At 36.1% G+C, this 25,516-nt stretch carries 27 protein-coding genes; 13 read left to right on the top strand and 14 right to left on the bottom strand.

The genetic code is table 11. The features are described 5' to 3' along the window. The first annotated feature begins 72 nt into the window (after positions 1-72). On the top strand, positions 73-267 hold the full coding sequence (locus MYP_RS03835; protein WP_045458659.1) for a hypothetical protein: 195 nt from the start codon (positions 73-75) through the stop codon (positions 265-267). A 57-nt stretch (positions 268-324) separates the two neighbouring features. Here MYP_RS03835 and MYP_RS03830 read toward each other — a convergent pair whose 3' ends face one another. Next, positions 325-531 (bottom strand): hypothetical protein, encoded by a 207-nt coding sequence (locus MYP_RS03830; protein WP_045458657.1) that lies wholly within the window; start codon positions 529-531, stop codon positions 325-327. Between the two features lie 202 nt (positions 532-733). Here MYP_RS03830 and MYP_RS03825 point away from each other — a divergent pair, with 202 nt between their 5' ends. Together MYP_RS03825 and MYP_RS03820 are read left to right on the top strand one after the other, a co-directional pair. Next, complete coding sequence (locus tag MYP_RS03825; RefSeq protein WP_045458654.1) at positions 734-1,213, top strand: hypothetical protein; 480 nt, start codon at positions 734-736, stop codon at positions 1,211-1,213. 375 nt (positions 1,214-1,588) lie between these two features. Then, the gene (locus tag MYP_RS03820) at positions 1,589-2,878 is read left to right on the top strand and encodes a citrate synthase (protein ID WP_045458652.1); all 1,290 of its coding nucleotides are present in this window, start codon (positions 1,589-1,591) and stop codon (positions 2,876-2,878) included. A 73-nt stretch (positions 2,879-2,951) separates the two neighbouring features. Here MYP_RS03820 and MYP_RS03815 read toward each other — a convergent pair whose 3' ends face one another. Then, on the bottom strand, positions 2,952-3,680 hold the full coding sequence (locus tag MYP_RS03815; protein ID WP_045458649.1) for a prephenate dehydrogenase/arogenate dehydrogenase family protein: 729 nt from the start codon (positions 3,678-3,680) through the stop codon (positions 2,952-2,954). 130 nt (positions 3,681-3,810) lie between these two features. Further along, positions 3,811-4,617, bottom strand: coding sequence for a hypothetical protein (locus MYP_RS03810; protein ID WP_045458646.1), 807 nt, complete (start codon positions 4,615-4,617; stop codon positions 3,811-3,813). A gap of 215 nt (positions 4,618-4,832) precedes the next feature. Between MYP_RS03810 and MYP_RS26705 the strand changes: the two genes are divergently transcribed. Beyond that, positions 4,833-4,964 (top strand): hypothetical protein, encoded by a 132-nt coding sequence (locus tag MYP_RS26705; protein ID WP_262506720.1) that lies wholly within the window; start codon positions 4,833-4,835, stop codon positions 4,962-4,964. Positions 4,965-5,013: 49 nt separating this feature from the next. Here MYP_RS26705 and MYP_RS03805 read toward each other — a convergent pair whose 3' ends face one another. Then, positions 5,014-7,248, bottom strand: coding sequence for a Tex family protein (locus MYP_RS03805; protein WP_045458643.1), 2,235 nt, complete (start codon positions 7,246-7,248; stop codon positions 5,014-5,016). A gap of 22 nt (positions 7,249-7,270) precedes the next feature. Beyond that, positions 7,271-8,218, bottom strand: coding sequence for a TraB/GumN family protein (locus tag MYP_RS03800; protein ID WP_045458639.1), 948 nt, complete (start codon positions 8,216-8,218; stop codon positions 7,271-7,273). A gap of 75 nt (positions 8,219-8,293) precedes the next feature. Between MYP_RS03800 and MYP_RS03795 the strand changes: the two genes are divergently transcribed. Together MYP_RS03795 and MYP_RS03790 are read left to right on the top strand one after the other, a co-directional pair. Next, positions 8,294-8,650 carry a hypothetical protein gene (locus MYP_RS03795; RefSeq protein ID WP_045458637.1) on the top strand — a complete coding sequence of 119 codons (357 nt, stop codon included), beginning with the start codon at positions 8,294-8,296 and terminating at the stop codon, positions 8,648-8,650. A gap of 95 nt (positions 8,651-8,745) precedes the next feature. Next, positions 8,746-9,081 carry a hypothetical protein gene (locus MYP_RS03790; protein ID WP_052429920.1) on the top strand — a complete coding sequence of 112 codons (336 nt, stop codon included), beginning with the start codon at positions 8,746-8,748 and terminating at the stop codon, positions 9,079-9,081. Positions 9,082-9,130: 49 nt separating this feature from the next. On the opposite strand, the gene MYP_RS03785 is transcribed toward MYP_RS03790, so the two are convergent. Next, positions 9,131-9,643 (bottom strand): SixA phosphatase family protein, encoded by a 513-nt coding sequence (locus MYP_RS03785; RefSeq protein WP_045458634.1) that lies wholly within the window; start codon positions 9,641-9,643, stop codon positions 9,131-9,133. Between the two features lie 162 nt (positions 9,644-9,805). Between MYP_RS03785 and topA the strand changes: the two genes are divergently transcribed. Next, positions 9,806-12,241 (top strand): type I DNA topoisomerase, encoded by a 2,436-nt coding sequence (gene topA / locus MYP_RS03780; protein WP_045458631.1) that lies wholly within the window; start codon positions 9,806-9,808, stop codon positions 12,239-12,241. Positions 12,242-12,326: 85 nt separating this feature from the next. Then, the gene (locus MYP_RS03775) at positions 12,327-13,010 is read left to right on the top strand and encodes an SIR2 family NAD-dependent protein deacylase (protein ID WP_045458628.1); all 684 of its coding nucleotides are present in this window, start codon (positions 12,327-12,329) and stop codon (positions 13,008-13,010) included. Here MYP_RS03775 and MYP_RS03770 read toward each other — a convergent pair. After that, entirely contained in the window at positions 13,007-13,465 is a 459-nt protein-coding gene (locus tag MYP_RS03770; RefSeq protein WP_045458625.1) for a carboxymuconolactone decarboxylase family protein, read from the bottom strand. The genes MYP_RS03775 and MYP_RS03770 overlap by 4 nt on opposite strands. Before the next feature lie 137 nt (positions 13,466-13,602). Here MYP_RS03770 and MYP_RS03765 point away from each other — a divergent pair, with 137 nt between their 5' ends. From MYP_RS03765 to MYP_RS03750, 4 genes are all read left to right on the top strand, one after another. Then, the gene (locus MYP_RS03765; RefSeq protein ID WP_045458620.1) at positions 13,603-15,024 is read left to right on the top strand and encodes a carotenoid oxygenase family protein; all 1,422 of its coding nucleotides are present in this window, start codon (positions 13,603-13,605) and stop codon (positions 15,022-15,024) included. A gap of 32 nt (positions 15,025-15,056) precedes the next feature. Then, the gene (locus MYP_RS03760) at positions 15,057-15,824 is read left to right on the top strand and encodes a cyclase family protein (protein ID WP_045458617.1); all 768 of its coding nucleotides are present in this window, start codon (positions 15,057-15,059) and stop codon (positions 15,822-15,824) included. Positions 15,825-15,845: 21 nt separating this feature from the next. Beyond that, positions 15,846-16,232, top strand: coding sequence for a RidA family protein (locus tag MYP_RS03755; RefSeq protein ID WP_045458613.1), 387 nt, complete (start codon positions 15,846-15,848; stop codon positions 16,230-16,232). A 72-nt stretch (positions 16,233-16,304) separates the two neighbouring features. Next, the gene (locus MYP_RS03750; RefSeq protein ID WP_045458610.1) at positions 16,305-16,733 is read left to right on the top strand and encodes a hypothetical protein; all 429 of its coding nucleotides are present in this window, start codon (positions 16,305-16,307) and stop codon (positions 16,731-16,733) included. A gap of 250 nt (positions 16,734-16,983) precedes the next feature. Here the strand turns inward: MYP_RS03750 and MYP_RS03745 are convergent, their stop codons facing one another. The 3 genes from MYP_RS03745 to MYP_RS03735 form a co-directional block, all read right to left on the bottom strand. Continuing rightward, positions 16,984-17,706 (bottom strand): VIT1/CCC1 transporter family protein, encoded by a 723-nt coding sequence (locus MYP_RS03745; RefSeq protein WP_156140287.1) that lies wholly within the window; start codon positions 17,704-17,706, stop codon positions 16,984-16,986. Between the two features lie 72 nt (positions 17,707-17,778). Next, entirely contained in the window at positions 17,779-18,555 is a 777-nt protein-coding gene (locus MYP_RS03740; RefSeq protein ID WP_045458604.1) for an SDR family NAD(P)-dependent oxidoreductase, read from the bottom strand. 15 nt (positions 18,556-18,570) lie between these two features. Continuing rightward, on the bottom strand, positions 18,571-19,641 hold the full coding sequence (locus MYP_RS03735; protein WP_045458601.1) for an o-succinylbenzoate synthase: 1,071 nt from the start codon (positions 19,639-19,641) through the stop codon (positions 18,571-18,573). 155 nt (positions 19,642-19,796) lie between these two features. Between MYP_RS03735 and MYP_RS26340 the strand changes: the two genes are divergently transcribed. Beyond that, entirely contained in the window at positions 19,797-19,955 is a 159-nt protein-coding gene (locus MYP_RS26340) for a hypothetical protein (protein ID WP_197059999.1), read from the top strand. Positions 19,956-19,988: 33 nt separating this feature from the next. On the opposite strand, the gene MYP_RS03730 is transcribed toward MYP_RS26340, so the two are convergent. The 4 genes from MYP_RS03730 to MYP_RS03715 all read right to left on the bottom strand — a co-directional run bounded on the left by MYP_RS03730 (position 19,989) and on the right by MYP_RS03715 (position 25,516). After that, on the bottom strand, positions 19,989-20,702 hold the full coding sequence (locus tag MYP_RS03730; protein ID WP_045458598.1) for a diphthine--ammonia ligase: 714 nt from the start codon (positions 20,700-20,702) through the stop codon (positions 19,989-19,991). A 345-nt stretch (positions 20,703-21,047) separates the two neighbouring features. Next, on the bottom strand, positions 21,048-22,442 hold the full coding sequence (locus MYP_RS03725) for a COG3014 family protein (protein WP_045458595.1): 1,395 nt from the start codon (positions 22,440-22,442) through the stop codon (positions 21,048-21,050). 22 nt (positions 22,443-22,464) lie between these two features. Beyond that, a complete protein-coding gene (locus MYP_RS03720) occupies positions 22,465-23,055 on the bottom strand; it encodes a penicillin-binding protein activator LpoB (protein WP_045458592.1) in 591 nt (196 codons plus the stop codon). 25 nt (positions 23,056-23,080) lie between these two features. Beyond that, positions 23,081-25,516, bottom strand: a complete 2,436-nt coding sequence (locus tag MYP_RS03715; RefSeq protein WP_045458589.1) for a TonB-dependent receptor — start codon at positions 25,514-25,516, stop codon at positions 23,081-23,083.

The raw sequence follows: 25,516 nt of genomic DNA, 5'->3' as shown, positions 1-25,516 counted from the left end.
ATTAAGGGTAGAGAGGTATTTAAATACAAACTATTGCCAGGTTAATTGATTTATTAAATATTGAATTGAGTCATGAAAGCGAACAAGCGTACAGAAAATTTAAACAAGGGAGGGGATACACGTTCATTTCATAAAAATTTCTATTACGAAAGTGAAGGAAGTGAATTCATTGCTGAAAAATCAAACGAGACAGATGATGCTCCCGGAGAAATGATGAGCAAATTTACAGATTTCGACAAAGCCAGAGGGTACGAGAAAAGGTTCTGAAGAATAAGGAAAAACATAGGAGGCCAATAAGGCCTCTTTTTTCTTTTCCATCTCAATTTATTCAGCTTTTAGATTAAAATTCGGAATTCCATCAGGATAGGCTATAGCAGGCATATAAGAGTAGTTAGGATTCGATTCAGGATTCGGCGATTCAGGATCCAGATCATCCTTGATATTAGACCCAGGAGCATGAGGTATAAATGGCTTTTCCAAAGAAGGATTGACTGATTTATTTTTTGTTTTAATTTTCTCTTCCGGCTGCATAACTATCAATTATTTTGTATCCTGATATTTTTTCCAAAACTGATTACAAACTTTCCTTTTGTTCGTAATGACTTAATGTTCCTTTATTAAACTACAGTAACTAAGTTGTAATAATTCCCGTACTCTAATTAAAATCCAATTTTTGTTTTAATTTTCATTACTATTTGGTATCTTTACTCTGATCGAATTAATAGTGGATCTTATGAAGTATTTGACATTTTTTACTTTTCTTTTTTTAACGCTGACTTCATATTCTCAGGATTTTAGAAATGCAAAATGGGGAGATTCTCCTGAAAAAGTCAAAGCGAATGAAAAAGGTGCTCTGCTAAATGAAAATATCGAAAAGAATAGACACAAGAATCTATCTTTCGTTGAATTTTCGGACTCCTCTTTTTACTTTACTTATACATATGTATTTCATGAACTGAAGCTAATCGGGGTAATCAGCAAAAGAGCTTATTTATATGAGGAAAACTCAAAATATAAGGCTTTGAATATTTACAAGGAAACGCTTAACTTATATCAGAGTAAATATGAAAAGATATCTGAAGGTGCTCCATTATCTGCAGAAGAAATTAAAGGGTTTCAGGTAAAGCTTCCTGATAAGACGATCTATGTCAGTGTAAAAAAAGAAAACAACGATTATTTCCTGACTGAATCGATATTCAAAAGAGCGAAATAAAGAAAACGAACAATCAGTTTATTAATCAATTGTCTGTTTTACTTTACCTTCTATTGGGCAACTGTTTTTTAAAAGCAGACTTTTGGCTCCCTACTTTAAGCAATTCTTTCTTATCCTATCAATTCCCTGATAGGCCATCTTGCTGAACCCGATTTACTATCATTTTCAAGATACAGTAATCCATGCGTTATGTCATCTGGTGCCAATTCTCAAACCTTAAGAAGCCTTCTTCTGCTAGGGACACAATGGCGGAAAGGGGTATATGAAAAAAAATCTTGCCGAAATCCAATAAATGTTTTGTGTATATTTTTTTAAAATCATTTTTTATTTATTTTCGCTCAAAGTAATTCTTCAATAAATAAAATTTTCATAAAGATGTCTGAATTTGCAGAACTAATTCTTGATGGTAAAAGCTACAAGTTTCCGATAGTAGTCGGAACAGAAAATGAGAAGGCTATTGACATTTCCAACCTCAGAAGCGCAACAGGGTTCATCACTCTTGATACAGGTTATAAAAACACCGGAGCTACTAAAAGCTCAATAACTTTTTTGGATGGAGAGCTTGGAGTATTAAGTTACAGAGGTTATCCTATTGAACAACTTGCGGAGAAAGCATCCTTCCTTGAAGTAGCCTACCTTCTGATTTACGGAGAATTACCAACTGCAGATCAGTTATCTAACTTCTCAAACAGAATTACAAAGCATACAAATCTTCATGAAAATTTCAAAAAAATATTTGATGGCTTTCCTTCCAACGCACACCCTATGGGCGTGTTATCATCTCTTGTAAGTTCTTTAACAGCTTTCTATCCAGGAGCCATTGACCCTGATGCTAATGCAGAAGTCCTTGATCTTACTATCGTAAGACTTATGGCAAAACTTCCTACTATTGCAGCCTGGTCATACAAGAACTCAAAAGGACAGCCATTAATGTATCCAAAAAACAACCTGGATTACGTTTCTAACTTCCTTTACATGATGTTTGCATTGCCAAACCAGGATTATGTAATTGACCCTGTTGTTGTTGAAGCATTAAACGTTCTTCTTATACTTCATGCGGACCACGAACAAAACTGCTCTACATCGACTGTTAGAATTGTCGGTTCTGCTCATGCAAGTTTATATTCTTCTGTTGCAGGAGGAATCAATGCCCTTTGGGGACCGCTTCATGGTGGCGCGAATCAGGCGGTAATCGAAATGCTTGAGGCTATTAAGAATGATGGTGGTGATGTAAAAAAATACATAGCTAAGGCAAAAGATAAAAATGATAACTTCAGACTGATGGGCTTTGGTCACAGAGTTTACAAAAACTTTGATCCTAGAGCTAAAATCATTAAAAAAGCCTGCGATTCTGTGCTTGCTAAACTTGGCGTAAAAGACCCTGTTCTAGAAATCGCTAAAGGTCTAGAAGAGGCTGCATTAAATGATGATTACTTCAAGGAAAGAAAATTATACCCTAACGTAGACTTCTACTCAGGAATCATATACAGAGCATTAGGCCTTAGAACAGACTTGTTTACCGTAATGTTTGCCTTAGGTCGTCTTCCTGGATGGATTGCTCAGTGGAAGGAAATGAGAGAGGATAACGAGCCAATCGGAAGACCAAGACAAGTGTACATTGGTTCTAATACCAGAGATTTTGTTCCGATTGATAAAAGAAAATAAATATAAAAATCCCGGTCATAAGGCCGGGATTTTTTATTTTATTCTATCAAATGCCCTTTCAGCATTATTTTAATTAACACTCGATTTTGTCTTTTAGCTTATACAACTCTTCTATGAACTGATCCCTTACTGCCTTTGCAAAAGGATTTTCCCTTTCTATCGTATAAAAGAGATCCATTGAATCCTGTCCAAGATTTCCTTTAATATTAAGTAAGAATTGATATGCTGGCGTCTTTTGCTCCACATCAGGAATATCCATCTGATTTACTGCCCTGCCTATAAAGTGTGTCAATGCCTGTACATAGGCCATTTGCTGATCATGCACCAATGGCGTTCTTTCGAGGACGTTTAACTTTAACTCCTGACCAAAAAAACGTATAAGATTGCCATTCTTTTTTGTTCTCACCGGGCATACAACAATGTTTAAATCAGCAATTCCATTTTTACCACTTTGGGGGCCAAACAATGGGTGTGTCCCGATTATATCAACATTCTCCGGCAAATACTTTATCATCAGTTCTACTGGCTTTACCTTAACTGACGATAAATCAAAGACCAAAGACTTAGGTCTAACAAAATCTTTTATCTGAATCAGCAAATCTTCAAGGTATTGCACTGGAACGGCCAGAGCTAAAAATTCTTTTCCGGAAACCTCTTCAAGTGCCCCCCACTTTACTCCCAGCGCCTTTGCTTCTGTGGAAAAATCCTTAACATCGAAGACTGTTATATCAAAATATGGTTTCAGATATGGAATGATAAATTTCCCAAAACTCCCGAAACCAATAAATCCTAACTCTTTCATTTTAGAAGGTGAAAATATAGATCAAAAAGAAAATAATTGTTCATTAAATAATACAAAGATGCTCTTTTTATTTTTAATGAAACGTTTTTTTTTGACTTTTTGATACTCAATAGCAAATCCACCTTTACTTTTAATCTTTTTTCAAAACTACACTCACTGGTTGGGAATATATATATTGTCCATTATTATCTACCAGCTTTAATCTGTAATATGTAATTATTGACTCTTTAATATGATCTTCCCAAAAAAATTTTCCTGTGCCTGATGGCTCAGGAGTTATAATAACTTCTTTTCTAAAGTCTTTAGCATCATAACTTTTTTCTATTTCAAAATGACTTAAGTGGTCAGTCTGCAGAATTGGATCCCAATATAACTTTACGACTTCATTTTCATAATTAGCTTTAAAATTCAATCTTGTCTGAAGCCCCAAATAACATGAATCAAATCTTTCCTGCTCCGTCTGACTTTTCATTCCTTCTGTAAAGCATCCTGCACAATGTACATTCTCGTATACATGCTTTAATTCTCTCACCAATTCAAAACTGAGACCTCCTTTTAAACACATTGATTTCAAATCTGTCATAACCCCGGGCACTTCCACTTTTCCATTATTGACCAAAGTTCCTTTATTGATTATTGAACTTACCATTAGTCTTCCATTTACGATAACCTTACCGGTTGGCAAAATGATCAAAGGATTAGCCCCAAGATTAAGATTTCCATTTTCATTGATCACAACTACAGACACTAAACTAACAGGTGCATCATAACTGATTGAATGGTTTATAAATACAGTGTCTTCTGATTTTAAATTAGGAATAAATCCGCCTTCCCAGATCCTGGAATTCAGCATACCATCCCTTACTGTAATATACACGCCTGCATTCGCGATGTAAGAAATTATGGATAATAGAAAAACATATATGAAAGTTCTCATAGAAATCAACCCCAACAATTAAACTCTTGTGACTATAATTGAAGAACTTAAGTAAAAAAGTAAAGTTAAGAGAAAAATAATATTGCCTTAAACCGTCTAAATTACAATTGCTTAATATTCCCGTTAAACAATTCTCCTATTTTTTCACAAAACTATCCAATAACCCTCAAAATCGAGGCATCGTAAAAGAAGATGTTTCCCAAAAATAATTGCTTATGAAAATCAGAAACTTACTTATTGTTTTCACTGTAGTTTTTTCACTGGCTTCCTGTTATGGACACAGAACCTGCCCAACCTATCTGAAAAAAGATCTAAAGGAAATCAAAACTGAAAAAGTCAAAGTGTAAATAAAAAGGCTACCTCTGGATGAAGTAGCCCTTTTATTTTTATACCTTCTTAATTTTTAAATTTGCCTTTCAGCATTGCCAGTTTATCTTCAAAAGAAACTTCTTTTTCTGTTTCCTTTTTATCCTTTGACTTTTTAGGTCCTTCCGCAGCAACATTTCCCTTCATTGAAAGCGCAATCCTTTTTCTTGCTAGATCTACTTCAATAACTGTAACTTCAACTTTCTGATGAACCTTCACTACTTCAGAAGGATCTGATATATATTTATCTGCAAGGTGACTTATATGGATAAGTCCATCCTGGTGAACACCAACATCCACAAATACACCAAATTTTGTAATATTTGTTACAATGCCGGGCAATTTCATACCAATTCTCAGATCTTCAGGTTTTTCAATTCCAGAAGCAAATTCAAATACCTCAAATTTTTCCCTTGGATCACGCCCCGGTTTCTCTATCTCTTTCAATATATCCTGAAGGGTTGGTAAACCGATTGTGTCTGTTACATATGACTTAAGATCTATAAGTTTTCTCAGATCCGATTTTTTCATCAGATCAGCTACAGAAGCTTTCAGATCTTTTGCTATTTTATCAATGATATGATAGCTTTCAGGGTGAACAGCCGAAGCATCCAAGGGATTTTCGCCATTGTTAATTCTCAAAAATCCTGCAGCTTGTTCAAAAGCTTTCTCTCCCATTCTTGGAACTTTTTTAAGGTCATTTCTGGACTTGAAAGCTCCATTCTGATTCCTATAATCAATTATATTCTGTGCGAGCTGAGGCCCTAAACCTGATACATAAGTTAATATTTGCTTGCTTGCAGTATTTACTTCTACTCCAACATTATTTACGCAGCTTATAACTACATCGTCAAGACTTGACTTTAATGCGTTTTGATCCACATCATGCTGATATTGCCCTACTCCTATTGATTTAGGGTCTAGCTTTACAAGTTCTGCAAGTGGGTCCATCAATCTTCTCCCAATGGAAACAGAACCTCTAACAGTTACATCATAATCAGGGAATTCTTCTCTTGCAACTTCTGATGCAGAATATATTGATGCGCCGCTTTCGTTAACCATTATTACTGGTATAGCTCTTCCGAAATCTATTGTACGTACAAATGTTTCTGTTTCTCTTCCTGCAGTACCATTTCCAACAGCAATGGCTTCTACCTGATGAGTTTCGCAAAGTCTTTTAATAATTGAAATTGCTTCTGCTACCTTTCTCTGAGGCTCGTGAGGATAAATATTTTCATTAGCCAATAACTTTCCCTGCCTATCAAGACAAACCACCTTACAGCCCGTTCTGAAACCAGGATCTATCGAAAGAACTGCCTTCTGGCCTAATGGAGCAGCAAGTAAAAGCTGACGAAGATTTTCTGCAAAAATCTGAATAGCATCATCATCTGCTTTCTTTTTGGTACCTAGCCTTACCTCAGTTTCGATACTTGGCCTTAATAGTCGTTTATATGAATCTTTAACTGCTGTTTTTACTTGACCAGAAGCTGCATTTCTTCCTTTTACAAATATTCCTTCAAGTACTTCAAGTGATGTTTCTTCTGCAGGTTCAATATCCAGCATTAAAAACATTTCTTTTTCACCTCTTCTCATCGCTAACAATCTGTGAGAAGGCACTTTTGAAATTGCTTCTTCAAACTCGAAATAATCCTTATACTTCTGTCCTTCCTCCTCTTTTCCAGGAACTACACGGCTTTTAATTGTACCCTGTTTGTAAAATACTTCCCTTAATTTTGCTCTGGCTTCCTGGTTTTCACTTACCCACTCTGCCATAATATCTCTGGCACCAGCAAGTGCTTCATTAATGTCTTTTACATCTTTTTCCAGATTAACAAAAAGCTCTGCTTCTTTATCAGGATCAGCAAGCTCTTGTTTGAATATTAGCTCAGCAAGCGGCTCCAATCCTTTCTCTTTTGCAATCGTAGCTTTAGTTCTTCTTTTGGGCTTATAAGGAAGATAAAGATCTTCCAATACAGTCATTGTTTCTGCATCATTGATCTTAGCCTCAAGTTCAGCTGTAAGTTTACCCTGTTCTTTGATAGACTTGATGATGCTTTCCCTTCTCTTATCAAGCTCGTCCAGTTGGATGCTTCTGTCCCTGATTTTAGTAATAGCCACCTCGTCAAGACTGCCAGTAGCTTCTTTCCGGTACCTGGATATAAATGGAACGGTACCTCCTTCTGCCAATAACTCCAGCGTAGCTTCAACGGATTTGGGAGCAATATTCAACTCCCCAGCAATTTTTAAAACATGTGATACTTGCATTCAATCAAACTATTTTAATACTTTACTTTTTATTTTTATTTGTTTTTATCTGCACTGGTCTTACCATATAACCCTGCTTTACCATGAGATTCAATACGCCTTCTTCTCCTGGTAAGTGAGCGGCTCCTATACCCACAAAAACAGGATACTCATTTATTATATCCTGAATCCTTTCACTCATTACATAATTTCTTTTGGTTAATAAAGACCTGGTAAAATTGTCACTTAAATCAAATTTCAGAAAATGATTATATAAACTATCCAAATCTCCTGTATTGTAAATTTTAACCAGTTCATCAGCCCCTTCCTCCTCTGCGGGGGCTTCCAGAGATTCAATCAGCATCTGGGCCTGCTCTGCCAATGGAATTTCATCCAGTGCCGCAATTTGTTCTGAAGGACTTTCAATGCCTAACAAAACCATCTGCTTTTCTTTGGCAAGATCTTGAAAATATTCATCCAGAATTTTGCCCTTACCTTTTTTAAATGAACTTTCAGAAATTAAAGAAGCAGTGAATACAGGTTTAACCCTATTAATGAGTCCCGCGAAAACCCCTAAGCTTTTTCTTGCTTTTCGTTTTACCTGTTTATATTTTTTTTTGCCAATGAGCATTTTAAGGGTAGTATCACCCGGCATAAAAATCTGTGAAGCCAGCTCGCTTTTGTTAATTTTATCAAGTACTATTTCTCCGGCAAATGCTTTACACTTATTAAAGCAAATCATTAAAGAGTCTCCGAAATCAAACACTCTCTCGTCTTCAACATGCATTGTACCATAGATATAAGAAACATTTTTATTATCAGGACTTTTCACTTCCCACAATAAAGAAGACTGAGCCTTCAGAATACCTGAAAGACAGACCAATAAAAGGAATAATGTGGTTCTGATTTTTCTGAACATAATACCTGATAAGTTGACAAATGTAATAATTGCAAAAATGAATTTACTCACATACACGATTTCTTTTTTCAAACAATAAAGAGAACTTTTTAACAAAATCTTTATAAAAGAAGTTGATTTTTTAGTGGGAAGAAATTAAGAAGGCGTATGAAAAATCTGTTTTTTATAATATTAATGATGCTGGCATGGCTTAGCAATACAGCAAATGCCCAAAATAAAACTCAGATTAAGCATTCCAAAGCTGTAAGTAAGTCCTCAAGAGCTGATTCTGAAGAGAAAATAAGTCGTGAAGACAAAATATCTGCACGAAACAGAGACGAAAGGATAAGAACTCAGTACAACAAACGAATGCTAAAAATCAAACACAACAAAAAGCATTTTGGCAATTCAGGTAGTAAGAAATACTTTAATACCAGAAAAACCAAATTCAGCAGATCAAAGGTCAAAAGAGATTCTTCTGCATCTTCGGGTGATAGCAGAAGGAGAAGATCAGGTTGGTATTAATTAAAGTGTTAGTTATTCCAAAAAAAGTTTAAATTTGGGTGAATAATAAATGGCAGAAATCTAAATTCTGCCATTTTCGTTTTATAATTCACTATATGAGCTTAAAAAAGATTTTCATTATCTCTGCCTTTATTTTTGCAGGAATTCTGTTTTTCAACAGTACAGCACAAGGTCAGGACGACAATAATGGCTCCAAAAGAAGAAAAGGTAATACACAAAAAGATCTTGATAATGCGAATGCAGATGTGGAAAAAGACAGGATGAGCAAGGAGCAAAAGGCCTACCTGAAAGAGCAGAAAAAAGCGCAGAAAAAAAAGAAAAAAGAGCAGGAACGGACTAGAAAAAAGGCTGACAAAATAGCCGCCAAGCGACTGAATAAAGCCAAGGGAAGAACTTCTAAGAAAAAGAAAAAATATATTAAAACACATTAAAACAGCCGCTTTATTAAATAAAGACGGCCGTCTTTATTTTTAAGGAGTACTAATTTCCTTCTGTTCCGAAAATAAGTTTAGGATAAATAAACCAGTTTAATTTACCCAACTCTCCACTCACCTCTTCCCAGGTGTCAATATTTAAAGAAATTTCCAAAATCCCTGAAGTCGGAATATTACCAATCACTTCTTTGGTCAGATACTCAGCCATATAAGTTAATGAAGGATTGTGACCAAAAATCATAACCCTATTATTTTCAGGACTTACTCTACTTATAACCGCCATTAAACTTCTTACGGATGCTTCATAAAGCTCTTCTTCATAAACAATTTTATTCAAGTCATATTGAAGCTGCTCTGCCATTAGTTCGGCTGTATTTTTTGCTCTTACTGCCGGACTGGATAAGATCAGATCCGGAAGCACCTGCATTTCATGCAGTTTTCTACCCATTTTAGGCGCGTCTGTCAAACCTCTGGTATTCAATTCTCTTTCAAAATCTTTTTGCCCCGGTATGGACCAATCTGACTTCGCATGCCTGGCGAGGTAAATTATCTTACTCATGATCAATGGATAAATTAAAATGTAACCCTATAAAAATATATAACACCGAAAGTACAAATTTATCTGAATATGGCACTAAAAATTTTTGCAAAGTGTTTTTTTAAAAATTTTTAATCATCTTTGGCCCAAATTTGCTTTTGATTTAAAGTCATAATTAGTTCAATGTCAAAAAATTTAGTTATTGTTGAGTCGCCTGCGAAGGCTAAAACCATAGAAGGATACCTGGGAAAGGATTTTCTGGTAACGTCAAGTTACGGTCACGTGAGGGACCTTCCTAAAGGAGATAAGGCGATCGATATAAAAAATGGCTTTAAGCCGACATATGAAATCTCTGATGACAAAAGGGATGTTGTTTCACAACTAAAAAAACTTGCGAAGGAGGCCGAAACGGTTTGGTTAGCGACCGACGATGACCGCGAGGGTGAAGCTATTTCCTGGCATCTCAAGGAAGCTTTAAATCTAAATGAAAAAAATACAAGACGCATTGTATTCAGGGAAATCACCAAAAATGCAATTCTTAATGCAATTCAAAGTCCTAGAGGTATTGATCTTGACCTGGTAAATGCTCAACAGGCACGACGTATTCTTGACAGGCTTGTAGGTTTTGAGATTTCTCCTATATTATGGAAAAAAATAAAAACCGGTCTTTCTGCAGGTAGAGTACAATCGGTTGCAGTAAGATTAGTGGTAGAAAGAGAACGTGAAGTTGAAAAATTCAATACTAAAGCTGCATTTAAGGTTTCTGCCGAATTTATCGTAGATAAAGGTAAAGTACTTAAAGCTGAACTTGGTGAGCGCTTCAATTCTGAAGATGAAGCAATGGCTTTTTTAACCAAAGTGATCGGGGCTGAATTTAGCATTAAAAACCTTGAGAAAAAACCTGCTAAAAAATCTCCTGCTCCTCCATTTACAACATCTACTCTTCAACAAGAAGCAAGTAGAAAATTAGGGTTTTCTGTCGCTCAGACAATGACTTTAGCACAAAGACTTTACGAATCAGGAAAGATCTCTTATATGAGAACTGACTCTGTAAGTCTTTCTCAGGATGCTTTGAATGCTGCGGAAAAAGAGATTACCAGAAGCTATGGACCGGAGTTTGTTAACATAAGACAATACCAGACCAAATCAGAAAGTGCTCAGGAAGCTCACGAAGCCATCAGACCAACCGATTTTTCCAAAAGTCAGGCCGGAGAAGAAAGAAACGAGCAAAGACTTTACGAACTCATCTGGAAAAGAGCTATAGCTTCTCAGATGGCTGAAGCTCAAATTGAAAAAACGGTCGCAACCATTGCCATATCAACTGTTCCACAAACATTGACTGCCACTGGTGAAGTAATCAAATTTGAAGGTTTCCTTAAACTATATATTGAATCTTCTGATGATGAAGAATCTGAAGAAGAAAACAGTAGCATGCTTCCTCCTCTTACTGTTGGACAAAAGCTTAATCTTGATGAGATGAAAGCTGTGGAAAGATTCTCACGACCTCCTTCAAGATATACCGAGGCCAGTCTTGTTAAAAAACTTGAAGAAATGGGAATTGGCCGTCCTTCTACATATGCTCCAACAATCTCTACTATTCAGAAAAGAGGCTATGTGATAAAAGAAAACAGAGACGGAAAAGAAAGAAAATATAAAGAACTGTCTCTGAAGAATAATACAATAAATAAAAAGGACAGAACAGAGATTACCGGACAAGAGAAAGCGAAGTTATTCCCAACAGATATGGGAATGATTGTAACAGATTTCCTTGTGCAATATTTCCCTAATATTACGGACTACTCTTTCACAGCTACAGTTGAAAAAGAGTTTGACGAAATAGCTTCAGGTTTAAAGAAGTGGGAAAAAATGCTGGAGACTTTTTATAATTCATTCCACCAAAAAGTAGAATCTACTGAAGCTATCGACAGATCTGTAGTTCAGACATCCAAAGAGCTTGGGACACATCCTGTTACAGGTGAAAAGGTAATCGCAAGACTTGGTCGATTCGGACCTATTGTTCAGATTGGTGAAGCTGATGAGACAACAGGAAAAAAACCTCAATATGCAAGCTTAAGAAAAGGTCAGCTTATAGAAACCTTAAATCTTGAAGATGCTCTTGAACTTTTCAAGCTTCCGAGAGATACTGGCTTCTTTGAGGATAAGGCCATGACAGTTGCTATAGGAAGGTTTGGTCCATATATCAAACACGATAATAAATTTTATTCTCTGGGAAAAGAGGATGATCCTTTGGAAATAACAGAAGAACGTTGTATTGAGCTGATCCTTAATAAACGTAAAGCTGATGCTGAAAAGCTTATCAAAGAGTTCCCTGAAAATGAAGAGGTAAAAGTACTTAACGGTCGATGGGGACCATATATCGCTGTCGGTAAGAAAAATGTAAAAATTCCTAAAGACCGCGAACCTCAGAGCATAACCCTAGCGGAAGCACTTGAATGGGCAGAAAGCGTTCCGGAAAAGAAAAGTAGATTCGCCAGAAAAAGTACTGCTGAGCCTGCTGCCAAGAAGACCACCGCTAAAAAGGCTACGGCAAAAAAAGCGGCAGCAAAGAAAACAGCGACTAAAAAGACTACAGCTAAAAAAGCAGCAAAGAAAAAATAACCTGAAGGTCCATGTTTTCACATGGACCTTTTTTATTTTCGATTACAAAAGTAATTTTATTACTCATACAGGATTTGTAAAAAAGATGAAAAAAATTGTTGTATTAACCGGAGCCGGAGTTTCAGCTGAAAGCGGTATATCTACTTTCAGAGATGCAGGGGGATTATGGGAGGGACATGATATAATGGAAGTAGCTTCTCCTGAAGGCTGGAGAAAGAATCCCGCTCTTGTGCTGGAATTTTATAACCTCAGACGTAAAGCTGCGCTTGACGCTCAGCCTAATGCAGGGCACCTTGGTCTGGTAACCTTGGAGGAAAAATACGATGTCACTATTGTTACACAAAATGTAGATAACCTGCATGAAAAAGCGGGTTCTTCTAAAATAATACATTTGCACGGAGAGCTTTTTAAATGCCGCAGTTCACTAAATGAAAACCTGATCTATGATATGGATAGCTGGGAGTTAAAGCTTGGAGAAAAATGTCCGCATGGATCTCAGCTAAGACCACATATTGTTTGGTTCGGAGAGATGGTACCAATGATGGACAAAGCCATGAAGCTGGCAATGAAAGCTGATATTTTTATCGTAGTTGGCACTTCCCTTCAGGTATACCCTGCTGCAGGATTGCTTGATTATGTAGGAGAAAGTATTCCTGTCTATGTAATAGATCCCAATATGCCTGCCGTAAGAAAACGCCCCAATCTTCATTTGATAGAAGAAAAGGCAAGCACAGGGGTAGAAAAAGTTGTAGAAATACTAATGGCTTAAGATCTAATTTCTCCATGTTTTTCAGGGAGCATCCTGGCAACTATGGTTAACCTGTTCCAGGCATTAATCGTGATAATGCTCATTATAATATGAGAGAAATAATGCTCATCAAAAAATTTCATTGCTCTGGCATACACCTCATCCGTAACATGGTTATCTCCGATTAAAGTTACCTCTTCTGCAAGAGCCAAAACAGATCTTTCATCTTCTGTATATAAGTTTGAATTTTTCCAGGCTGCCAGCCCGTATATCCGCTCTTCTACTTCCCCTGATCGCCGAGCTTCTCCAGAATATTTATGAATGCTGTATGAGCAGCCGTTAATCTGAGAGACTCTTATTTTGATAAGATTTTTATGGTTATTAGCTAAATCGGAACATTGAAGAAATTCATCCAGGACATTAAGGGCCTGTATTGCTTCCGGCGCAACTTTTCCTATATTTAGCCTTAAACTCATGTTGGTTTATTTTTAACAAATATCTGTCAAACCAATAAAGCTTAATTGGAAAAAAATGTTTAATAAAAACAGGTTTACAGCATACCAATTTCCCTTTACAAAAGTTGATTAAAAGCATATTTTTAAATAAAGCACCTATGGATTCACTCATTTATACAAGCGTTGAAAAAGAAACATCAAATTGTAATCTTGATATAGAAGGACAAATACCTGAATGGCTCTCGGGTGACCTTATCAGAAACGGACCTGCCAAATTTGAAGTTGGAGAATACAAGCTGAACCATTGGTTTGACGGGTTTTCCATGATTCATAAATTTTCTATTCAGGATGGAAAAGTATCTTATAAAAGTAAGTTTCTTCAATCCAAAGATTATATAAAAAGTACATCTGCCAATTATATAAAAAACAGAAGTTGGGGAACAGTTGCTGATCCTTGCGCTTCCATTTTCAATAAGTTTTTCAGTGCTTTTTCCAAGCCTGAAGCATCAAATGCAAGTGTGAGCATTCTAAAAAACGGTAATAGAATAGCAGCTGTATCAGACTTCTCCTATATGGTTGAGTTTGATTTTAATTCACTTGAAACCATAGGAGAAATTAAATTTTCTGATCAGTTTGGAAATGATTATATGTTTAGTGCAGCTCATAGTTGTTACGATCCTGAAACCAAAGAAGTTTTTAACTGTCTTGGAAAACCAGGCCCCAAAGGAAACTTCTCTTTTATCAAAATTTCAGAATCCACATTTGAAAGAAAACCATTCGGTTCCTTATCTGCACCTAAGCATACTTATTTTCACAGCTATGCATTAACAAAGAATTATTTCATATTCATAGAGCAACCTTTGGAGCTTAACATATGGCAACTAATGTTCAGCAGATTTCTTAACAGACCATATGAAGCCTGCTATCATTGGAAACCTGAAAATGGCACTAAATTTCATCTCGTGAATCGCATAAGCGGAAAAATTAAAACCTTTAAATCTAGCCCCTTCTTTTTCTTCCATACAGTCAATGCTTTCGAAGAATCAGATGAGGTATTAATTGATCTTTGCTTATACAATGATCCTTCAGTAATCAAAGATCTTTATTTAGATAAACTCAAACAAAACGGTCTTAAAAAAGAAAGCATGGGGTTGCTTTATAGAGCAAAAATAAATTTAAAAACCGGAACCGTGGATCTTATTCAACTCTCCGACACCTCTCTGGATCTGCCATCTTTCAATATGAAAAGGTCATGCAAATCTTATAATTTCGTTTATGGACTTGGCTTAAAGGAAACTCAGAATATTGAAGTAAATAACCAGCTTGTGAAAATAGATATCAGCTCAGGAGATGTAAAGGTTTGGTATCATAAAGATATGTATCCTTCAGAACCTTTATTTGTAGCCGCTCCCGGAGGGTCTTCAGAAGACGATGGTATCATTTTATCAGTGGTCCTTGATATACAAAAACAATCTTCATTTCTTTTGCTATTAAATGCAGCTGATTTGACTGAAATTGCAAGGGCTTATGCTCCTGTACATCTGCCAATAGGTTTGCATGGAATGTTTTACCAAAAGTAAAAACATCTATTATAAAAAAATTAAATCATAAAATGTCACGTATTATTGATCTTTCCAAAACCATTGAATACAACAAAAAAGATCCATGGTTTATGAGGATAAAAGTCGAAAACAAAGCTCATAGAAAGAGTAAGTTTCTTATCCGTTTTTTTGTTGGTCTTCCTGTCCGCCTATTCCCTTCAAAGTTCATAGGATGGGCAGATGATACAATCCTTGGAATGGGGGTTCACTCTTCAACCCATATTGATGCACCATGGCATTATTCAGAGACAGTAAATGGAAAGAAGGCAAAGACCATAGATGAGGTTCCTCTTGAATGGCTTTATGGGGAAGGAATTGTTATAGATATGAGTCATAAGGCAGACTTTGATATCATAACAATCGATGATATTCAAGCAGACCTTAAAAAGTCTGGTGCGGAAATAGCTCCTGGTAAAATTGTCCTTATTAAAACCGGCCGATCAAAGGTTCAGGGTGAAGATTATATAAATAAAGGAACAGGCATGAGTAAAGAAGCTACTGAATGGCTTATTGAAAGAGGTATAAAAGTAATGGGTATAGATCAGTGGGGTTTTGATCTGCCATTAAGGTATATGGCTGCCAAAGCTAAAGAAACGTCCAATTCTGAACTCTTCTGGCAAGCCCATCTTGTAGGACAAAAGCACGAATACCTTCATATGGAACAGCTGGTAAATCTGGAAGCACTTCCCCCATTCGGATTTAAAGTTGCTGTTTTTCCATTAAAGATAAAGGGAGCATCGGCAGCCCCAGCCAGGGTTGTAGCTATTTTTGACAATTAGTTTTTTTAAGAAAATATACACATGAAAAGAGAAGTTTTAAAATCCGGAACACCTTGGGAAGACATAGTTGGATATTCCAGAGCAGTAAAAATAGGAAACATAATAGAAGTAGCAGGGACTACTGCAATGGAAGAAGACAAAGTAATCGGTATAGGAAATGTTTATGAACAAACTCATTTTATTTTGTCAAAAATTGAAAAATGTCTTGAACATTTCGGATGCAGTATGAAAGATGTGGTGAGGACGCGCATGTATGTTACCGATATTAGTCAATGGGAAGAAATAGGTAAAGCTCATGGTCATTTTTTTATTGGAATAAATCCGGTTGCTACAATGGTGGAAGTAAACCGACTCATATCTCCTGATCTTCTGATAGAAATAGAAGTTACTGCAATTGTTTCCAATTAAAGGCTCATATTTTTGACCTCCTCCTAAACAAAATTTAAGGGAGATGGCTTTTTATTTTATTAAGAACATGCTATGAGCAGTAATGAAGGATTTTTAAGGAAGATCGAGGCAACAGCAGCAATGATTAGTATTCTTGTTACTTTTTGGGCTCTCTGGGAGTTTTATCAGAATAAAGAATCCATGAATCCAGCGGGCCACTATTATGGTTCTTTTGCCAATTACTCCAATGACCTAAATGGTAAATTTGAGTTATTTATAATTATAGACCACTTGGGTAAAGTTGAAGGAAGAATTTTAAGAAAGGGAAAATATCCATTCCGGGGTAAAATTAAAGGATCTACTAACAGTAAAGGTATAACTTTTTCCTCCTACAACCCTTCTGATGGAAGTATCATTCGCTGGAATGGAGTAATTTCAGAAGGGAATATAAAGGGATTATATCAGGAGGTTACTTATCCGGATGAAAAAATTAAGAAAATTTGGAGTGCCGATAAGCGTTAGCTTTTTACTTGTAGAAACACTACACATTGGCGTCTCATATCTTTTATAATGTTTTTTTATAGAAAACAATATCTGCCGTTTAATGTGTCCTGATAAATTTAAAGACCATGCCCGTGGATAAGGAGACGCCATGCATGGCGTCTCTACAGATATCAACATTAAAATGTTTATTGAATTAGAAAGACTTTATTCACTTAAAAATTAGTATTTGAGCTCTTTTAAACCAGCTGGTGAATTTCTTTATATAATATTATGTAAAGATTTTTTCAAGAACAGCTCCGACATAATATGCAAGAAATGCCGCAATACCTCCAAGGAAAAGTGTTTCCATGATCCCTACTAATTTATTTTTATTTGTAACTATACTCTTAAAACTACCTACAATTGCAAGAGCTATACCAGTGAGAATACAACTTACCAGGAACAAATTGCTTGGTTCCAATATATTCAGAATTGCAAATAGATACGCCAGCAAAGGAATCAGACCGATTGTGACAAAAGATAGAAAAGTCATTCCGGCGGTTTTAAAAGGAGTTCTTTCATCTCTAGACATCTCAAGTTCTTCCTTCATCATAGTATCCACCCATACATCTTTATTGGAAATAATCACTTCAACAACCCTATTTAGTAGTTCACCTTCGAATCCTTTCTTTTGGTATATCTCCCTTATTTCCTCAATTTCTTTTTCCCTCATATTTTCGATTTCCCAATATTCAACAGCTTTATTTTTCTCGTAAGTATCCTGCTCTGCCTTAGTTGAAAAGTAGTTTCCCACCGACATTGAAAAGCCATCGGCAATAAGGTTAGCAAAGCCAAGAATAATTACTACAGATATTGATAAATTTGCTCCTGCAGCTCCTGCAACAACTGCAAATGTGGTAATTGCACCATCAATACCTCCATAAATGAATTCGGAAATATAATCTTTATTAAAAAATAAAATGTTCCCGTCTGAATGTAACTTGTCTTCCATAATTTCAATATAAAAAAAAATTCATTTCCATAAAGTGAAAATGAATTTTAAAAACAAACCAACCACTAATATTTAATTCTTTGGTGCAAAAAGTCTGTTAAGAGTCCTTACAATAAACTTGTTTGGAAAAATCTTACTGAAGTAGGCTCCAAACATATTGCTTGTTCCTGGAATTATTTCAGAATCATGAGCAAGCATACCTTCTACAGCTATTTCAGCTACCTCTTCAGGAGACATTTTCACTTCACTTGAATCAACAGGAAGATTTTTCAATCCAGCTTCTTCAAAAAAATCGGTTGCAGTAGGTCCAGGACAAAGACAGCTGACAGATATGTTAAATGGCTTTAACTCTTCACGCAGTGCCAGAGTAAATGAATGCAGAAAAGACTGAGTAGCAGCATACACACTCATAAATGGAATTGGCTGATAACATGCAGTGCTTGCTACATTCATAATATATCCGCCTTCAGCTTTAAGCATAGGAATAAAGTTATAGATCAGCGACACAGAAGCAGACTGGTTTAATTTAATCAGATTTAACTGATTATCCAGTGATAATGAAGAGAACTTGCCATACAGACCTGCTCCTGCATTATTGATAAGCGCATTTACCTTTATTCCTTCTTTTAAACACCAGTTATAAAGTTTCTCTGGAACATCACTTTCTGTAAGATCTGCAGAATAAACTTTTACATCAATTCTTTTGGTAGCTTTTAATCTTTCAGCTATCTCCCAAAGCTTATTTTCGGATCTTGAAACAAGAACCAAATTAAAATTTTTAGACGCACAATATTCTGCCAATGCCAGGCCAATACCTCTGCTAGCTCCGGTAATTAATGTATACCTCATATCATACTATTGCCATTATAACAAGGGATTAAAATTCCAATTTTGTGAAGGATCGTAGTACAGAGCCCCTGATTGAATAACAAGCGGAGAATCAATATTGTTATGATAAAGCTTGCCGGTGCCCAATCCCTGCGGCATTGGAGAGTTCAGGCTATATGCAAACTGAGCAACGGCATTGAGGCCAACATTAGACTCCAGAGCAGAAGTAAACCACCAGCCAGCCTTTATTCTATCTGCTGCATCAATCCATTCCGCACTTTGCTTAAATCCACCTAAAAGAGTGGGTTTGAGTATGATGTATTGAGGTTTGATCTTTTGAAGCAATTCTACTTTTGTATCTTTTGTATATACACCTATAAGTTCCTCATCCAACGCTACCGGTATGATATTCAAAGTACAAAGATGCTTCATTAATTCTACCTGGCCTGCCTTTACAGGTTGTTCAATAGAATGAATAGTAAATTCTGAGAGTTGCTTTAATTTGATTTCAGCATCCGTTTCTGTAAATGCGCCATTTGCATCAAGACGGATCTCAATCTGTTCCGGAGAAAATCTGGTTCTGATTTTTTCCAGCAGATTACATTCTTTATTAAAATCAATTGCACCTACCTTAATCTTAATACAGTTAAATCCTTGTTCCAGCTTTTCCCACAACTGCCTTTCCATAAAATTAAAGTCCCCCATCCAGATCAGACCATTGATCGGAATTCCTTTTCCTCCCGTAGTAAAATCTGTGTCAAAAAGCTTCCTTTTTCCTCCTTGCTTTAAATCCAGTAACGCTGTTTCCAAAGCAAAACGAATGGAAGGCCACTCTTGCAGATACATGAAAAACTCTTCACATTCATCTATTGAATTCTTCTTTAAAATAAGCCTGGAAACTTCCTCCAGCTTTTCATCCAGATCAGGTCTGTCATCGATACTCAGTCCTTTTAACGGCGCACATTCCCCTATTCCAAAAGTCGAATAATTCTTTTCATTTGATATTACAAGATACCGCACATCATGAGTTTTAAGCACCCCTCGTGAAGTCCCTGCATCAAACTTAAAATTCAGAGTGTATTTTTTCCAAAAACAATTCAATCCCATTTATGATTATTTTACTAATTGTATTTTACCGATATTATTTGACTATTAAGTCTTTAGTGGTATGATCCTCTAGTTTTTTTTCTATTAAAAATTGCAATAAGTCTATTTTTTTTATTAAATTGTCAATTATTTGGGAAATAATAAATTTATTAATCATGAAAAAACTTCACGTTATATTTATCCTTACTCTGGTTCTTGTTACCGCTAACATGGCTGAGTCATTTGCTTTTACACCCAAAAAGCCGGGAAAGCATAAAAGCGCTAAAAAATCGAAGAAGAAAAAATCCGGATATTACTTTAATTTCCAGCATTAAGATATATGAAGGAATAAAAAGAGTTAACACTTTTTATTCCTTCAACTTTATGTCGGCAAACCAATATCCAACTTCTTCTTCCACTATCCTGCCCTCCGTTTCTTTTTTTACATTGTAATATTTTACTACTTTTTCCGTACAGGCTACATCCAGCTTTTCTCTGAATACCGGACCTTCATAGACAAATGTATGAAACTCTCCATTTTCACCACATGGATCAGTACCAGGTGACATCAATCCCACTATTTCCTCAGATAGGGTTTCTCCTACTAATTCCTCGTTTATGTTTTTACAGCTTCCTGAACAAATCATTGTTTTAAAACCTAACTTCAAAAAGCTTGAGAGCAGTTCTGCTGTATCCTCCTTCCATAAAGGGAAAACAGCTTTCATTCCTACTTTTTCCAGCTTTTCCTCTCTGTATCTTTTTAAATCTTCTAAAAATATATCTCCAAAAATAATATGAGAAACTCCCTTTTCTTTCCAGTATATCATTGCTTCTTCCATTTGCTTTTCATATTCTTCATTAGTGCAAACTTCAGGTATATATACCTTATACAATGGAATTCCTATATGCTTTGCCTGAAGATCCATCAACTCTTCTCTCACCCCGTGCATAGACACTCTGGAATAGGCGGAATTAATAGTTGTTAGCAATGCCAAGATCTCAAATGCGCCTGATGATATTGTCTTATATAAAGCAAAAGCGGAGTCTTTACCTCCACTCCAGCAAAAAACTGCTTTTTGCATTTTTTTTGATTTTATCTTACTATCACTACCATGAATTACCGGAGAATGATTAGTCTTTCGACTTCATACTTACCTGCCGGATGTTTTTTTTTATTCTGATCTCCTAAAACGTCTCCTCTTGCTTCAATAATAATTATTTTATTCTTAACTGTATTTTCTGCCCAGGCTGCTGTTTATAATTATAAGAACCTTTTTCTTTTACTCTTTAATTAAAATAAGATGCTCTCTCTTGTGGAGAAGTTTTTGAGCATTAGGAGTCATTAACTATATTGAAAGTTAAAATCATTCAGGAGGAATGAAATTCTGTATTACAAACAACATAGAAATCATAGTTTATCAGATTTACTAATAATAGATTAGGGCTGGCATAGCGTCCAGCGAACTGAAGGTCTGAAAATTGGTACTATTCTTTTTAATTTCTACTGAAATTTCTTGCTTCTTCAGATCTTGCCTTCCCTTTGTGGTAAAGGAAATAGTCTGCTTCCCTTCCGGGAGTTTAAGCCTTGCATAATAAATGCTGTGAGGCAACGTCTGCCAGTTTCTTGTATCTGCCTGTTCTGTTATAGCATTAACAATACTGAAAGCCGCTCCCAGATTTCCGTTTTCCTGTCGTATTTTATATTCTGCAGCTTTCTTTAATCCAACACGGAGAAGCGATTTACCAAGTTCTAATAGCATTCGGTCTTTTAAAGACTTAAAGGCAATGGCATTAATATCTTGAGCCAGTTGTAAAGGAACCTCTTTTCCTCCTCCGGATAAAGTTGCACTTTCATATACCAGTGGCCGCTCTACGTATTTAGGAAATGCTACACGTATAAATTCAAGCTTGCTTAAACCACTGGACTCGTAATTGTCATTGCTAATGGCAAAAGGAAAGTTTAATCCGAGTTCAGGATTAACAAAAGTCACAACGCCTCCCTCTCCTCTGATAATACTGAAGTTGATACTCCATTCTTCTTTAACAGGCCCAAGACCATCATGCCAGATGAAAACCAGGTCGCCTTCATCTTTGCCTAAAGAAGGCTGATACTTAATACCAAGATCTTTTTCAAACCTTACAAGTTCTTCATTAAAACCACTGAGGTAGGCTGTTCTCAAAAGATCCTGTTTAAGCTGTTCAGGAGGGCCAAGATTGAACATTTTTTGATAATCTGCCTGGTACACCTCTAAAGCATTTCTATACGCTATAAAAGCGTTATTATAATCTTTATTAGCATCATATATGATTCCCATTAAAAGATGGATGAATGCATCTCTTTTATATTTATTTTCCGATTTGTACTTATCGCTTAGCTGTTTTAATCTGATATCCATCCTTCTGCATTCTACAAGGGCTTCTTCGGACTGTCCCATCTTCAGATAGTTTAAAGCCTTGTAATAATGCATCATAAGGAGTTCAAACTCCTCTCCATAGTATTCGACTATTTTAGGATTGGTCAGAAAGGATAGTCCTTCATTGAGCAGATTTCTGTGGTGATTATCTGCAATTCTGTAAGCCTCTTCAAAGTGGTCATTGCTTCCAGCATAATTTCCTTGCATAGAAGCAACAACGCCTTTGTTTAAATAATATATAAGTTTGTTTTTTCCTTTTGCTCCCTTTTTATCTTTGGCCAATTCATCCTCTGCTTCCTTCAGCTGGCCTTGAACAAAATAAGTATTGAACCTAATATTTCTCTGATAATAGGAAACACAGGAAAAACACAGACCTGCAAAAATCAAACAAATTATAACTCGTCCCATCCCCCACCAGTACTTATGCAACTTAATTAACTATATATTTCTTAATTTTCTTGTCCCCAATCCAAACAAGTTCATTGGTTTCAAGATCAGCAAGTTCAAGATTGATCTGATAAAACACTACTTTTCTCTTACCTTCAGAGTCTACAATTGAATTGATCGTACCGAATACCATATAATCTGCTCCAAGCTCTCTGCCCCATTTTTTCTGAGTTTCAGGAGATGCAAATTGCTGCTGATCTGCTCTTTCTACTCTCAGCTTTTCTCTGAATTCTGCATTCTGAACAACTCTTATTGTACCTGTATTGATGCATTCTCTTTCAAGGTCTTTAATGAAAGTAAGAGCATCAATATGTTCATGACTCTTATTACTGATTACACCTAATATAATCGTTGGCTTTTTATTATTCCTTGCCATGAAATCATTTCTCCATGGTCTGTTGATCATATCCTTAGCCATTTCTTCAGCAACCAGCCTTGAATCTACATCATTCCATCTGCCACTTAGATCTATCTGCTGATCTGGGCTTACTCTTGTTACCGTCTTTTTAGTACATGAACCTGCAAGAACTAAAACTGTAAGTAGGCTGAAAATAACTTTAAAGGGAATTCTCATTGTATGCATTGTTTATTCTGTATGTTTAAAATTTCGCTATCAGGCGGACATTCAAAAACCTTGCCGATAAGGTATTAGGGACAGCAAATTGACGATTTTGAAAATCACTTACCCAGTAATAACTGATTGTATTATTTACCCCAAGAAGGTTCAGCACTTCAATGCTCAACCAAAGTGACTCAAAAAGAGACTTTTTCAATACTTCCTTATCCTGCATGCTTAATAACTTCGAAAAACCAATATCCACTCTCCTGTAAAATGGAGCTGTAGCTGCAGCTCTGAAGTTTTTATTTTCCGGAGGACCAAAAGGTAATCCTGAGCCGAACACAAGATTCAGGTACATTTTAATTGTTGGATTATTTGGCAAATGATCCTGAAAGAAGATTGCTGCTGTTACTCTCTGATCTGTAGGTCTTCTGATATAACCCCGATCGTCCCCCTGAACATCTTCCATTGTTCTTAAAAAACTGAGACTGAACCAGGACTGTTCACCTTTCACAAACTCCCCGCTGACCCTGAAGTCAATTCCTGTAGCATATGCCCTGGCAAGATTCTGTCCATAATACCGCAGCCTTACATTATCAATGTCATAAGGTACTACGTTTGTCAGATATTTATAATAAATCTCTGAGATAAATTTAAACTCTCTTCCCCATGACATAAACTTAAGATCACTTCCTGCAATAAAATGATAAGAGGTCTGGGCTTTGAGATTAGTATTGACAATCCCGTCAAAATTTCTAAGTTCCCTATAGAATGGAGGTTGTTGATATACTCCGGCTGCAGCCCTTAGCATCAAATTGGGTCTTGAAGTCGGTATCCAGCCATACTGAAGACGAGGACTTACCAGCAACTGGTTATTTAATGACCAGTAATTTAATCTTACTCCATAAGTTAAAATATGAGTTGAATCAGGACTGAACGTATTCTGAATATATCCCTGATTTCTCCAAGAATCTAAATCAACTGTCGTATTGATATATCTTGTAAGCGTTATATACTGAGCAGAGTCCGTGAAAGAATACTCATTCAACTGATCATCGATTATTTCTTTAGTAAGACTATATCCATATTCAACCTTATTCTTTGAATTGAGACGATAATACCCTCGATGAGTAAAATTGAAAATTGAAGCTTTCAGGGAATTTCTGCCGTGATCAAAATTAGTTCCAATCCCTCTTATAATGAGGGGAGCATTTAGCTGAGGGATAAAATTAGAACTCGGACCTGATTCCACTTCGTATAGTTTATAACCAGCTTCCACATCAAACCCTTCATTTTCTATTGTCCTGACACCAGAGACTATAAATTCCGTTTTAAATCTTTTGGTAAATTGATGTGTCAAAACTAGTCCGCTTTGAAAAGTTTCATATTCCATGATTTCCTTACCGTCAAAGTCAACTGTCAAATTCATCACCTGATTAAGTGTGCCAAACTGGACTTTACTCCTGGAGGGAAATACCTGGTATTTATTTTTTGAATAGCTTAATAAAAGTCCCAATGTCGTCCGTTTTCCATACTCTGCGGCACGACTTTTTTTGGTTAAATCAAGTGAAATATAGGATTGTATATCATAAAATTTTGGTTTGTACTGACCTTTGACCGGAAGGGTTTTAAGGAGGTATTGAGAGGACTTCTGTCTGGCGCCGATTGCAATAGATAACCTCTTCTTGAATGCTGAATTTTCCAGATATAAGGCATTGTTCAACAGCCCTGCTGTAATAGTCCCTCTCAGATTTTTAGGTTCTCTGTACTTTACAGATAACATAGAAGACAACTTATCTCCATATCTCGGCTGCCATCCTCCGGCAGAAAATTCAATATCAGCGACCATGTCAGGATTGACAAAACTTAAACCTTCCTGCTGCCCACTCCTTACCAGAAAGGGTCGGTATATTTCAATACCATTGACATATACCAGATTTTCCTCAAAATTACCTCCACGCACACCATACTGAGACGAAAGTTCACTGTTAGAAACAACACCAAGCCCTGCCGTGGAAAGGATTTTATTAAAATCTCCAAATGCAGACGGAAGGTATTTGGGAATCTTGGGATCTATTTTGATTGTACTTACCTGCCCACCTGATTCCTCCTTAAATTTCCCTTTGACTTCAACATGCTTGAGCATCTGAACATCAGGCTTTAGTTGAAACACAATTGTTCCTGCATTTCTTTCTGAAGGAGTTATTTGTTTTGCGAAATTTTCAAAACCAAGAAAAGATATGACAATTGTATAGACAGAATCACCTGGCAGATATAATAAAAAACGCCCTTCTGAATCTGAATGAACTTGAGATACAGGTTTCCATTGCTGGTTGTATAATACAACATTCGCATCAGGAACAACTTTTCCTTGTTCGTTTAGCACCTGCCCTGAAAAGACCCCTTTATCCTGCCCAAGAGCTGCCAAAGAGGATATAACCAGCAAAAAAATAAAATAAAAAATCCTTTTACCCAT

The organism is Sporocytophaga myxococcoides, assembly GCF_000775915.1.
GTDB lineage: Bacteria > Bacteroidota > Bacteroidia > Cytophagales > Cytophagaceae > Sporocytophaga > Sporocytophaga myxococcoides_A.
The sequence above is the reverse complement of the archived record's forward strand: the minus strand, read 5'-3'. Positions and strand labels throughout refer to the sequence as shown.

Excerpts from the sequence above, each read along its gene's own strand:
- MYP_RS03715 (WP_045458589.1), bottom strand. The coding sequence starts at position 25,516 with ATGGGTAAAAGGATTTTTTATTTTATTTTTTTGCTGGTTATATCCTCT.
- MYP_RS03760 (WP_045458617.1), top strand. The coding sequence starts at position 15,057 with ATGTCACGTATTATTGATCTTTCCAAAACCATTGAATACAACAAAAAA.
- MYP_RS03740 (WP_045458604.1), bottom strand. The coding sequence starts at position 18,555 with ATGAGGTATACATTAATTACCGGAGCTAGCAGAGGTATTGGCCTGGCA.
- MYP_RS03750 (WP_045458610.1), top strand. The coding sequence starts at position 16,305 with ATGAGCAGTAATGAAGGATTTTTAAGGAAGATCGAGGCAACAGCAGCA.
- MYP_RS03825 (WP_045458654.1), top strand. The coding sequence starts at position 734 with ATGAAGTATTTGACATTTTTTACTTTTCTTTTTTTAACGCTGACTTCA.
- MYP_RS03720 (WP_045458592.1), bottom strand. The coding sequence starts at position 23,055 with ATGAGAATTCCCTTTAAAGTTATTTTCAGCCTACTTACAGTTTTAGTT.
- MYP_RS26340 (WP_197059999.1), top strand. The coding sequence starts at position 19,797 with ATGAAAAAACTTCACGTTATATTTATCCTTACTCTGGTTCTTGTTACC.
- MYP_RS03785 (WP_045458634.1), bottom strand. The coding sequence starts at position 9,643 with ATGAGTAAGATAATTTACCTCGCCAGGCATGCGAAGTCAGATTGGTCC.
- MYP_RS03765 (WP_045458620.1), top strand. The coding sequence starts at position 13,603 with ATGGATTCACTCATTTATACAAGCGTTGAAAAAGAAACATCAAATTGT.
- MYP_RS03735 (WP_045458601.1), bottom strand. The coding sequence starts at position 19,641 with ATGGGATTGAATTGTTTTTGGAAAAAATACACTCTGAATTTTAAGTTT.
- MYP_RS03790 (WP_052429920.1), top strand. The coding sequence starts at position 8,746 with ATGAGCTTAAAAAAGATTTTCATTATCTCTGCCTTTATTTTTGCAGGA.
- MYP_RS03725 (WP_045458595.1), bottom strand. The coding sequence starts at position 22,442 with ATGGGACGAGTTATAATTTGTTTGATTTTTGCAGGTCTGTGTTTTTCC.
- MYP_RS03815 (WP_045458649.1), bottom strand. The coding sequence starts at position 3,680 with ATGAAAGAGTTAGGATTTATTGGTTTCGGGAGTTTTGGGAAATTTATC.
- MYP_RS03775 (WP_045458628.1), top strand. The coding sequence starts at position 12,327 with ATGAAAAAAATTGTTGTATTAACCGGAGCCGGAGTTTCAGCTGAAAGC.
- MYP_RS03770 (WP_045458625.1), bottom strand. The coding sequence starts at position 13,465 with ATGAGTTTAAGGCTAAATATAGGAAAAGTTGCGCCGGAAGCAATACAG.
- MYP_RS03795 (WP_045458637.1), top strand. The coding sequence starts at position 8,294 with ATGAAAAATCTGTTTTTTATAATATTAATGATGCTGGCATGGCTTAGC.
- MYP_RS03805 (WP_045458643.1), bottom strand. The coding sequence starts at position 7,248 with ATGCAAGTATCACATGTTTTAAAAATTGCTGGGGAGTTGAATATTGCT.
- MYP_RS03835 (WP_045458659.1), top strand. The coding sequence starts at position 73 with ATGAAAGCGAACAAGCGTACAGAAAATTTAAACAAGGGAGGGGATACA.
- MYP_RS03755 (WP_045458613.1), top strand. The coding sequence starts at position 15,846 with ATGAAAAGAGAAGTTTTAAAATCCGGAACACCTTGGGAAGACATAGTT.
- MYP_RS03810 (WP_045458646.1), bottom strand. The coding sequence starts at position 4,617 with ATGAGAACTTTCATATATGTTTTTCTATTATCCATAATTTCTTACATC.
- MYP_RS03730 (WP_045458598.1), bottom strand. The coding sequence starts at position 20,702 with ATGCAAAAAGCAGTTTTTTGCTGGAGTGGAGGTAAAGACTCCGCTTTT.
- MYP_RS03745 (WP_156140287.1), bottom strand. The coding sequence starts at position 17,706 with ATGGAAGACAAGTTACATTCAGACGGGAACATTTTATTTTTTAATAAA.
- MYP_RS03830 (WP_045458657.1), bottom strand. The coding sequence starts at position 531 with ATGCAGCCGGAAGAGAAAATTAAAACAAAAAATAAATCAGTCAATCCT.
- MYP_RS03820 (WP_045458652.1), top strand. The coding sequence starts at position 1,589 with ATGTCTGAATTTGCAGAACTAATTCTTGATGGTAAAAGCTACAAGTTT.
- topA (WP_045458631.1), top strand. The coding sequence starts at position 9,806 with ATGTCAAAAAATTTAGTTATTGTTGAGTCGCCTGCGAAGGCTAAAACC.
- MYP_RS26705 (WP_262506720.1), top strand. The coding sequence starts at position 4,833 with ATGAAAATCAGAAACTTACTTATTGTTTTCACTGTAGTTTTTTCACTG.